Raw genomic sequence first — 10,633 nt, forward strand, 5'->3', positions numbered from 1 at the left:
ACAAATAGTCTATATCCTGAATATTTCTGCTCCACACTTCTCTTAAATCGTTACCTGTAGATTATGGGTATTCAAATTGATTTTTTGTAGTATTTATGTATAATGAATTTTTGTGAGGTGAGTCGATGAAATATTTAGTTATAATCATCTGTTTATTAATAAGTTATCTATATGGTTCAATACCTTTTGCATTAGTAATTGGTAAAGTGTTTTATAATACTGATGTTCGTCAATATGGATCACATAATCTAGGTGGTACCAATGCAGGAAGAGTACTAGGCAAAAAAGCCGGAATGACAGTTATTTTACTTGATGCAACAAAATGTATCATTACTATCCTATTAACAGGATGGATTGCGAAAGTATCTGGTATTTCAGCAAATATTATCTATCCATGTGCACTATTTTGTATGATTGGTCATTGTTATCCTATCTTTGCAAATTTCCAGGGTGGTAAGGCTGTATCAAGTGCAATCGCCTATACATTAATGACTAATATATATGGTTTTATTATCGCAGTTGTGGTATTCTTAATTACATTAAAGACAACTAAGTATGTATCTTTATCTAGTATCCTTGGTGCAACAGCTGTACTCATTGCATCACCATTTATTGGATATTCTACAACTGGAATCATTACTAATATATGTGTTGTCGCACTTATTGTCTATAGACATCGTGCAAATATTATAAGAATAAAAGAAGGAACAGAAAATAAAGTCAAATGGTTTTAGCCATTTGACTTTATTTATTTAGAAAATGATTCATTTGACTGGTGTGGAAGGAAATCATTATTTCCATAAACTTCGACACTAAACTCGCCATTACTATAATCCACAATTGTTTCAGAACAGCCATCCACAACAGGACTATTGACTTTAATATAGTCAATTCTTTCAAGGTTCATGATAGTGGCCATAATAATAGTAAAACAGAATCCATGAGTGACAATAAATACGTTGTCATAAGGCTTCTTTACAAGATTATTTAAGAAGTCTTTAACTCTTTCTTCAATTTCATCATAGGTTTCCCCTTCTGGAATACCATTGGATATTTCAGGATGACACCATAAATCATGATAAGTTTTCTTATATTCCTCTGGAATTTCATTAATTTTCTGTCCTTCTAATATTCCAAAGTTCATTTCTCTAATGCGTTCATCAGTAATGATGGGCTGCTCATCAAACAAGAGTTTTGCAGTATCATAGGCACGCTTAATAGGACTAGAATAAATAGCATCATAATGGTTATTCTTGATATGTTCTTTTAATGCAAGAATATTGTCCATGCCTTCAGGACTTAAAGGAGAATCTTTACATCCCTGAAGTCTTTTTTCTTTATTCCAAAGCGTTTTAGAATGTCTAGTAATTGTAATTTTCATATTAAATAAAAATAAGGGTATTATCCCTTATTTATACTGATCATTGACACTTTTCATGATTCTCTTGATCTGAGTTTCGCTAGGTTTACGTCCCATTTCCATAAACATAGCACGAATCATTTTTTCTGAAATTGGTGGGTTTTTCTTTAATTCTCTCTTGAACATCCATCTTGCAAAGAAGAATCCAACAAGAGCACCAATAATTGTAGTAATAATATATCCTGCTACCATTGTAAATACCTCCGTTAACGTTAAATAATTATATCAAACTAGATTATGTTTGTAAATTGTTTTAGTGTTTTAGCACTAATTAAAGAGAGAATATCCTAAGATACCCTCTCTTTTTAGTTGTTTTTATAATGAATTGTATTCTTTTACTACGTTTTCTACAGTAAAACCATATTCTTTAATGACTTTGCTTGCTGGAGCACTCGCACCAAAAGTATCAACACCCATAGTCTTACCATCTAAACCTACATATTTATGCCATCCAAAATCAGATAACATTTCTACAGAAAGACGCTTTCTGCAACTATTTGGTAAAACGGATTCCTTATATTCGTCGCTCTGTGCATCAAACAAGTTCATTGAAGGCATAGAAACAACACGTACTGAATGTCCCTGTTTTTCTAATTCTTCCTGTGCATGAATAGCAAGACCCACTTCAGAACCAGAAGCGATAATGATACCTTCTAAGTCACCAGATTCTTTTCTAGCAATATAAGCACCATGTAATACATCTTCATAAGTAGAATTTGTAAGGTTTTCTACTGGCTGTCTAGTAAGAATTAATGCGACTGGCATGTTCTTTGTTTCAACAGCAATCTTCCAAGATGCAAGCATTTCATTCGCATCAGCTGGACGTAATACCTCAACATCAATACTGCTTCTAAGCATTGCAAGCTGTTCAACAGGCTGATGTGTAGGACCATCTTCACCAACTGCAATAGAGTCATGTGATAATGGAAGAATGATTGGACATTCCTGTAAAGAACCCATTCTTAAGGCTGCTTTAAAGTAATCACTGAATACTAAGAAGCCCCCTGCTGAAATCTTAACACCCTTATGTAATGTCATACCATTCATGATAGACACCATTGCGAATTCTCTGATACCAAAATATACATTTCTTCCAGTATAGTTTTCACAGCTAAATCTTCCTTCACCCTGGATTGATGTCTTAGTAGATGAAGATAGATCTGCAGTACCAGATAAGAATGTAGGGTTCTGCTTAGCCACTTCCTGAATAATTCTATGAGAAATATTACGAGTTGCTTCTGTATAACCTGGTTTGAATTCCTTTTGAAGTTCTGTAATATCTAAATGATAATTACCTTCAATAGCATTTTTATATTCTTTATATTCTTCTGGATACTTTTCAGCATATTCTTCAACAGTCTTTAACCATTTCTTATATGCTCTTGTACCACGGTCTTTTACGTTCTTCTTGAAATCAGCATAAACTTCTTCAGGAACATAGAAAGGATCGTGGTCAAATCCATAAGATAACTTAGCATTCTTACCGTCTTCTTCACCTAGAGGTGAACCATGAACTTTATTAGTTCCCTGGTTGCAAGAACCATAACCAATAACAGTTTTCATGATGATAATAGATGGTTTGAATAACTCTTTCTTAGCACGCTTTAATGCACGGTTGATAGCTTGAATGTCATTACCATCAGCCACTTCGATAACCTGCCAATTCATTGCTTCATATCTCTTCTTTACATTTTCACTGAATGAATATGAAAGAGGACCATCAAGTGTTACTTCATTGGCATCATAGATAACAATTAACTTACCTAATGAAAGATGACCAGCAAGAGACGATGCTTCATAAGTCACACCTTCCTGCATATCACCATCACCACATAATACATATGTGTAATGGTCAACAATTGAACAATCTTCCTTGTTGTACTTTTCTGCAAGGAACTTTTCAGCAATTGCCATACCTGTGGCTGTAGGAACCCCCTGACCTAAAGGTCCTGAAGATGCATCTACACCATCTGTGATAGTGATTTCTGGATGTCCAGGTGTTTTTGACTGCCACTGTCTGAACTGTTTTAAATCATCAAGACTTAAATCATAACCAGAAAGATGTAATAAAGCATAAAGTAAAGAACTAGCATGACCACTTGCAAGAACAAAGCGATCCCTATTTTGCCAACTAGACAAAGAGGGATTTATGTTCATCACCTTAGTAAACAATGTGTATAAAGCAGGTGCGCCATCTAGAACCATACCTGGATGACCAGAATTTGCCTTATTGATCATGTCAATACAAAGCGATCTTATTGTAGCGATCGATAAATTCGAATCCATTTCGAGTACCTCCTAATCACCATCATTATACATAATTTTATTGATGTGTAAACCATTTTTTACGCAATAAAAAAGACAATCTTTTCACAAAGACTGTCTAATTTACTTTTTTATGCATTCTTGCTTTTGCAGGAGTGACATCGTTACCATTTGCATCAACAACTTTGATACTCTGAAGTTGCTGTTCAAAGCCTCTTCTAAATTCTTTTAGGTATTTTTGTCTAAGCTTCTGCTGACGAACCTGTTCTTCAGGTGTAAGACCTACTGTCTTCTTTTTATGAGCAAGTGCATTAATTTCATCGATGAGTTTCTGATCAATAGCCATAACGACCTCCTGTATAATTTAAACAAACGAAAAGACCTAAGAGGCGTTGATTATCCCTGTTAAATACAGGTGGGCACCTTGTGAAAAACTTTAGGATCCCTACTCGTAGCAGGTCTTCAACACCGTCTTTCTAACAATCAGGTTCCCTTATCAAAAATGTAGGAAATCCATATACTCTCAGGTCACCACCATTATAGCATAAGCACCTTTTTAGTCAACATCTAGGCGTTATCCTTAAGTGGTCTGACAATAAAATTAGATGTTAAATCCTTGCAAAATAGAGGTAAAATATTTTTAATGTCATCGATAGTAAGAGCCTGATAGGCCTCAAATAGATCAAATAAATTAATACCTTCTAAATAGTACTGGCTAAATAATGAAGCAATTGTTTCAATAGAATTGAAGAAGCCAATAAGAGTTCCTATATTATTTCTTTTCATTCTATTGAATGCTTCTTCATCCAGTGTCATATGAGGAATATCTTCAATAAGTTTATGTATATGAGATACAAGTTCCTCAGGTTTAGGACTATCTCCTGCAAAAATAATATGAGAGAAATCACGTTCCTGTGAGAAGTTAGTGAAGAAAGAATCATTGATGAGTCCCTTCTTAGTCCATTCATCTCTTAAATCACTGCTCTTAGAGAATAACATATCCATGAAAATATAGAATGAAAGTTGTCTTTTGAGTTTTTCTTCAGGTGATTCAGGCACATTGTTGACTTTTATTGCAACATTGACCTTAGTCATAGTAACATCCATCTCATTTTCTTCATAAGCTTTAAAGATGGTTTCTGGTTCATTATGATCCCCTCTTACAATTGGTGGCATATCATTGAAATCTTTCTTTGCCTGATTATCTCTAATAATAGACATGAGGTGTTCTGGATCAAAGTTTCCTGACACAAATAACATCATATTCGATGGATGATAGAATGTATGATAGCACTTTTGTAAGATGTCATAATCAATTTCTGCCACTGTTTCAACAGTACCTGCAATATCAATTCTAACAGGATGATTATGATAAAGGTTACTGATGGCACCAAAATAACCACGCCAGTCAGGATCATCATTATACATGCCTATTTCTTGATTAATGATGCCCTTCTCTTTTTCAATACTTTCAGATGTAACATTGAGTTCCTGAACGAAATCTAATAATAATTCAGTACATTCATCAACATTTGCAGCTGTATTGAACAAATAAGCAGTACGGCTATGAGAAGTGAAGGCGTTACTGCTCGCACCAAGTGCAGCAAACTTTTCAGATGCATCTCCATCTTCCATATCAAACATTTTATGTTCTAGAAAATGAGCGACACCATCAGGTACTGTGATTAAATCTGTTTCTCCTAGAGGAACAAAGCTACGGTCAATAGAACCAAAACGTGTTGAAAACAAACCATATGTCTTAGTAAAGCCATCTTTTGGCATCAAATAGACATTAAGTCCATTGCTCATCTTTTCATGATAGAGTGTTTCTTTAATTGTTGGATAATAAGTTTTCTTCATAGAACTCCTTTCCAGTTAAGAAATAGATGGTATCTAATTCTATACTTTGAGCACATTTGATGACATCTTCTTTTGTGACATTTTTAATCGCATTCTGTTTATCTTCAATAGTATCCTGACTATTAATAATATCTCTTCTCCAGTTGAATGAGATAATGGCATCAGGATCATCATCTACTTTAGATAATGCATTGATAAGCATTGTCTTTACCATTGATAATTCTTCATCAGTGATATGCCCAATCTGTAAGTCTTTGATCTGTTTTCCAATTAACTCTTTAGTCTTATCATAATTATTCATATCAATACCTGCTGCAATGGTCATAATACCATTCATCGGATCATAACTTGAATGAATAAAGTAGCATAAGCTGTTCTTTTCTCTGACTACCTGGAATAGTCTAGATTGAGAATAACCTCCTAATAAATTAGAAAATACACTCATTGCAGCTGTATTTTCACTTAAGGTACAGCAGTTTGCCTTATATCCCATAATGAGCTTAGACTGGACGATATCCTGTTTTTCAATAATATCTAAAAGATGTTTACGATCATTTTGATACATATAGGCACTAGGATAAGGATCATGTTTCACTTCTGGGAACTGTAGCTTTTCTTTGAAGATAGAGATAATACTTTCATCTATATCCCCTACTACATAAACATGCTTATCATCATTTTGAATCATATCTTTATATGTTTCTACAAGAGTATAAGCATTGATGTTTTCCATATCCTCTATATAGCCTGTAGAACGTAATCCTAGCACGCTTCCTCTGCCCATATAATCTACCATACGATCAAAGGCATAGCCCATTTTATCGTCCATATCAGCCATAATACGATATGTGATTTCCTGTTTCTTAAGTTCAGTCATTTCTTCATCGAAATGCTCATCTACAATATAAGGATGATTTAATAATTCATTTAATAAATCTACCTGTTTAATGAGTAGATTTTCATTGATAGGAAGGAACTCCTGATTAACACATGTATTCTTAAAAGTAATAATATGACCTTTACCTGCTGAAGAAATATTAGCAGAAAGATTTGCACCATATAAATCTTCTAGTGTTCTAGATAAGTCCTTTTGTGTTGGATGCTTCATAGTTCCAGTGATCATTAAAAATCCTAAAACACTTCTACTTGTGACTGTTTCTCTTGTAAAACGTCCTTTAAAACGAACAGAGATTGTAATATCTTTAAATTTCTTAGATGAAATCAAGTGGAGTTGATATCCATTCATTTGATAGATCTTGTTCATTGTATACCTCTTTTCTTTCTCTATTCATTATAACTTTTTTGTATAGTAGTGCAAGAAAAAAGGACTCCCTAGGGAGTCCAGCTCTATTAACGTTTAGACTTATCGTAAGGCACACCATCTGCACGAGGCGCAGCTGAGTTCTTAGATGTGAATGCTAATAGAATTAAAGTGGCAACATATGGAATTAATTTATATGTTGTATCAGGTAAAGACATTTTAGCAAGTAATGGAACTGAGTTATATGTATAAGACAATGTCTTCATGAAACCAAAGAAGAATGCTGCACCAGCAATTCTTAATGGTGCCCAGTTACCAAAGATTAATACAGCTAAAGCTAAGAAACCATAACCAGCAACAGTACAAGTGAATTCTGTAGAAATTGGTAGGATATAGATAAGTCCACCCATACCAGCTAAGAAACCAGAAATACCTACACCTAGATATCTGATCTTATAAACACTGATCCCTGCAGCATCTGCTGCCTGAGGGTTTTCACCACAAGAACGGATTCTTAAACCAGTTTTAGTTTTCATAAGGAAATACCAAGAAATAATAAGAATCGCAATGCCTAGGAATGTAGTAAAGTAGCAGTTTTTGAAGAATAAGTCACCAAGTACTGGGATACTGCTAAGTCCAGGAACTTCAGAAATTCTGAATTCATTAGTGAATGAAACGTTCTGCATACCATCCTGTACAGTTTTTGCGATGAAGATACCAAGTGCCGGAGCAAGCATATTTAATGCAGTACCAGAAATAGTCTGGTCAGCGCTTAAATGAATGGCTGCAAAGGCATGAAGCATACTAAATAGTACACCAACAATACCAGAAATAAGTAAACCTGTTAAAAGAAGTGGCATACCATGAAGAATGTCATTAGACTGCATATAATTTAAATAGAATACACCAGCAAAACCACCAATAATCATAATACCTTCAAGGGCTAAGTTAACAACACCACTTCGTTCAGAGAACATACCACCCAAGGCAACGATCATTAATGGAATGGCAAATAGTAAAGTCTGAGCAAAAAGGAAATAAACTATACTCATTCTGTTTTACCTCCTTTATTCTGTATTTCTGTTTTTCTCTTTTTATTTCTTTGATAACGTTCTAATAAGGCTTTAATGAATAATGTGAATGAAGCAAAGTAGATAATAACAGCAACGATAATGTCAATAACTTCAATCGCAATATTAAGTGCCTGCATATAGTTACCACCAACATTAATATAACCAATGAATAAGGCAGCAAAGATACATCCAATTGGATTAGAGAAGCCAAGTAAGGCTACTGGGATACCGTTCCAGCCTTCGTTTGGTAATGTTTCTGTTATTGGTAATGTTTTACCAGTACCACATAAGTAAGTTAAGGCACCACCTACTCCAGCAAAGAATCCTGAAATCATAAGGGCTAAAACGATACATTTCTTTTCGTTCATACCTGCATATCTTGCTGCATCTTTATTGAAACCACATGCTTTTAGTTCATAACCAAAAGTAGTTTTATTCATGATAAACCAAGCAAGTACACAAAGTAAGATTGCAATGATAATACCAAGGTTAACACGATCACCAAAGATCTGATTTAAGCCAAATCCAGGAATACTACGTGCTTTAGATACAGCATAACTTTCTGCACCAGTAGAGTTGTAGATAGTGGCTTTAATACCCTGGATAACAAGTAACATACCAATATAGTTGCACATGATACCAGAAATAACAACGTTTACGTTACGAGCAGCCTTTAAGATACCAGGAATAAGTGCCCATAAAGCGCCAGCAATTCCAGCTCCTAAAATAGCAAAAATCCAAACTAAGTTATCTGGAATAAAAGTTGCTCTTAATGCGATAAATACAGCAGTGAAGCAACCTACCAAATACTGTCCAGGTACACCGATATTGAATTCACCACATTTATAAGCAAATGAAACAGATAGACCAGTCATCATGATTGGTACAGCTAAATAAATAACTTGTCCAATACTAGATAAACCTTCTCTAAAGCCACCTGTTAATAAAATAGATAATCCCTGTAATGCATCACTAGGATTAGCAATTAAGATAATGATAAAACCAACGACTAGCCCCATTAAAATTGCGAGTAAAGAAGACACAATTGATTTGAAGCTGGCACGTTCCATTAAAGCGGGTTTATTACTTTTCATAACCTTCTCCTCTCTTAGAACCTGCCATATAAAGTCCTAATTCCTGAATAGTAGTCTCTTTTGGATTAAGATCCGCAACGATTTCCCCTTCATACATCACTAAAATACGATCTGATAAGTTCATAACTTCATCAAGTTCAAGTGACACAAGTAATACTGCTTTATTGTTGTCTCTTGTCTTAACAATCTGCTTATGAATAAATTCAATAGCCCCAACATCTAGACCACGTGTAGGCTGTACTGCAATAAGTAGGTCATCATTCTGTTCTACTTCCCTTGCAATGATAGCTTTCTGCTGGTTACCACCAGACATACCACGTACAATAGAATTTCTTCCTTCACCTGAACGTACATCATATTCTTCAATAAGACGATCAGCATAAGTATTCATTGCGTCAAAATTAATAATGCCATGATTCTGGAAGTCTTTCTTATAATATGATTTTAAAATTAAGTTTTCACCAAGAGTATAATCAAGAACTAACCCATGTTTATGACGGTCTTCTGGGATATGAGATAAACCATGATCATTACGATAGCGAATACTCTTATGTGTAATCTCTTCATCATTTAAGTAAACATGACCCATATTAGGCTGTTCTAGACCTGCTAAGTTATAAATCAACTCACTCTGACCATTGCCATCAATACCAGCAATACAAACAATTTCACCTTTTCTTACTTCAAATGAAACATCATTTAAAAGAAGTTTATCTGAAGTCTTAGGCTGATAGCTTAAATGGTCAACCTTTAGTACAACATCAGATGGTTTATGTTCATCTTTAGTGACTGTCAAGTTTACCTTATGACCAACCATCATTTCTGATAACTGTTCTTTAGTCACATCAGCTACATTGACTGTACCAACATAACGTCCCTTACGAATGATTGTACAGCGATCCGCTACTGCTTTGATTTCATTTAACTTATGAGTAATGAAAATGATGGATTTACCTTCCTTAATAAGTTCCTTCATGATTTTCATTAACTCATCAATTTCCTGTGGAGTGAGTACTGCAGTAGGTTCATCAAAAATCAAGATATCATTATTTCTATATAACATCTTTAAGATTTCTACACGCTGCTGCATACCAACAGTAATATCTTCAATCTTTGCATCTGGATCAATGTTTAAATGATACTTCTCAGATAAGCTCATCACCTTTTTGCGCGCATTATCTGTTTTAAGTTTACCAAATAACCCCTTCTCTTCAACCCCTAAAATAATGTTTTCCAATACAGTGAAATTATGAACAAGTTTAAAATGCTGATGCACCATACCAATGTTATATTTATTGGCATCATTTGGGTCATTGATTTTAACGCTTTGTCCATTAATCTTTATTTCACCTATATCAGGCTGATAAAGACCAAATAAAATACTCATCAAAGTAGATTTACCGGCACCATTCTCACCTAATAAAGCATGAATTTCGCCTTTTCTTACTTGAAGAGTAATATCGTCGTTTGCTTTAATACCAGGGAATTCTTTTGTGATATTAAGCATTTCAATAGCATATTCCAATATTCTCACCTCTGACCATATTATACTATAAATTGTTCACTTTAAAAATAACTAAATGTATTTTTGAATACCCATAATCTACAGGTAACGATTTAAGAGAAGTGTGGAGCAGAAATATTCAGGATATAGACTATT

Annotated in this window: 10 protein-coding genes and 1 other RNA gene; 1 reads left to right on the top strand and 10 read right to left on the bottom strand. The window is 34.3% G+C overall.

Features of this window, described 5'->3' with window-relative positions; all coding sequences use genetic code 11:
• Positions 1-125 precede the first annotated feature (125 nt).
• Positions 126-734 (top strand): glycerol-3-phosphate 1-O-acyltransferase PlsY, encoded by a 609-nt coding sequence (gene plsY / locus ABUA27_RS10360; RefSeq protein WP_022424388.1) that lies wholly within the window; start codon positions 126-128, stop codon positions 732-734.
• Between the two features lie 14 nt (positions 735-748).
• Here the strand turns inward: plsY and ABUA27_RS10365 are convergent, their stop codons facing one another.
• From ABUA27_RS10365 to ABUA27_RS10410, 10 genes are all read right to left on the bottom strand, one after another.
• On the bottom strand, positions 749-1,381 hold the full coding sequence (locus ABUA27_RS10365; RefSeq protein ID WP_129981390.1) for a histidine phosphatase family protein: 633 nt from the start codon (positions 1,379-1,381) through the stop codon (positions 749-751).
• 27 nt (positions 1,382-1,408) lie between these two features.
• Complete coding sequence (locus tag ABUA27_RS10370; RefSeq protein ID WP_006506632.1) at positions 1,409-1,612, bottom strand: YneF family protein; 204 nt, start codon at positions 1,610-1,612, stop codon at positions 1,409-1,411.
• Between the two features lie 123 nt (positions 1,613-1,735).
• Positions 1,736-3,706: a transketolase gene (tkt, locus tag ABUA27_RS10375; RefSeq protein ID WP_287968482.1), complete on the bottom strand. Its 1,971-nt coding sequence runs from the start codon at positions 3,704-3,706 to the stop codon at positions 1,736-1,738.
• Positions 3,707-3,803: 97 nt separating this feature from the next.
• Positions 3,804-4,031 carry a DUF896 domain-containing protein gene (locus tag ABUA27_RS10380; RefSeq protein WP_022424391.1) on the bottom strand — a complete coding sequence of 76 codons (228 nt, stop codon included), beginning with the start codon at positions 4,029-4,031 and terminating at the stop codon, positions 3,804-3,806.
• A gap of 29 nt (positions 4,032-4,060) precedes the next feature.
• A non-coding RNA gene (ssrS, locus tag ABUA27_RS10385) (6S RNA) lies at positions 4,061-4,218 on the bottom strand.
• A gap of 34 nt (positions 4,219-4,252) precedes the next feature.
• Positions 4,253-5,545 (bottom strand): EF-P 5-aminopentanol modification-associated protein YfmH, encoded by a 1,293-nt coding sequence (yfmH, locus tag ABUA27_RS10390; RefSeq protein WP_129981388.1) that lies wholly within the window; start codon positions 5,543-5,545, stop codon positions 4,253-4,255.
• Entirely contained in the window at positions 5,517-6,809 is a 1,293-nt protein-coding gene (gene yfmF, locus ABUA27_RS10395; protein WP_129981387.1) for an EF-P 5-aminopentanol modification-associated protein YfmF, read from the bottom strand. The genes yfmH and yfmF overlap by 29 nt, the downstream gene beginning before the upstream one ends.
• Before the next feature lie 86 nt (positions 6,810-6,895).
• Positions 6,896-7,858 (bottom strand): ABC transporter permease, encoded by a 963-nt coding sequence (locus ABUA27_RS10400; protein ID WP_129982274.1) that lies wholly within the window; start codon positions 7,856-7,858, stop codon positions 6,896-6,898.
• Positions 7,855-8,973, bottom strand: coding sequence for an ABC transporter permease (locus ABUA27_RS10405; protein WP_129982275.1), 1,119 nt, complete (start codon positions 8,971-8,973; stop codon positions 7,855-7,857). The genes ABUA27_RS10400 and ABUA27_RS10405 overlap by 4 nt, the downstream gene beginning before the upstream one ends.
• Positions 8,963-10,498, bottom strand: a complete 1,536-nt coding sequence (locus tag ABUA27_RS10410) for an ABC transporter ATP-binding protein (RefSeq protein ID WP_129982276.1) — start codon at positions 10,496-10,498, stop codon at positions 8,963-8,965. The genes ABUA27_RS10405 and ABUA27_RS10410 overlap by 11 nt, the downstream gene beginning before the upstream one ends.
• Between the last annotated feature and the right edge of the window lie 135 nt (positions 10,499-10,633).

The sequence above is a fragment of the Catenibacterium sp. RTP21428st1_D7_RTP21428_210409 genome, from assembly GCF_040227455.1.
Classification (GTDB): Bacteria; Bacillota_I; Bacilli_A; order Erysipelotrichales; family Coprobacillaceae; genus Catenibacterium; species Catenibacterium mitsuoka_A.

Coding starts and splice junctions, on each gene's coding strand:
- plsY (WP_022424388.1), top strand. CDS start 126: ATGAAATATTTAGTTATAATCATCTGTTTATTAATAAGTTATCTATAT.
- ABUA27_RS10365 (WP_129981390.1), bottom strand. CDS start 1,381: ATGAAAATTACAATTACTAGACATTCTAAAACGCTTTGGAATAAAGAA.
- ABUA27_RS10370 (WP_006506632.1), bottom strand. CDS start 1,612: ATGGTAGCAGGATATATTATTACTACAATTATTGGTGCTCTTGTTGGA.
- tkt (WP_287968482.1), bottom strand. CDS start 3,706: ATGGATTCGAATTTATCGATCGCTACAATAAGATCGCTTTGTATTGAC.
- ABUA27_RS10380 (WP_022424391.1), bottom strand. CDS start 4,031: ATGGCTATTGATCAGAAACTCATCGATGAAATTAATGCACTTGCTCAT.
- yfmH (WP_129981388.1), bottom strand. CDS start 5,545: ATGAAGAAAACTTATTATCCAACAATTAAAGAAACACTCTATCATGAA.
- yfmF (WP_129981387.1), bottom strand. CDS start 6,809: ATGAACAAGATCTATCAAATGAATGGATATCAACTCCACTTGATTTCA.
- ABUA27_RS10400 (WP_129982274.1), bottom strand. CDS start 7,858: ATGAGTATAGTTTATTTCCTTTTTGCTCAGACTTTACTATTTGCCATT.
- ABUA27_RS10405 (WP_129982275.1), bottom strand. CDS start 8,973: ATGAAAAGTAATAAACCCGCTTTAATGGAACGTGCCAGCTTCAAATCA.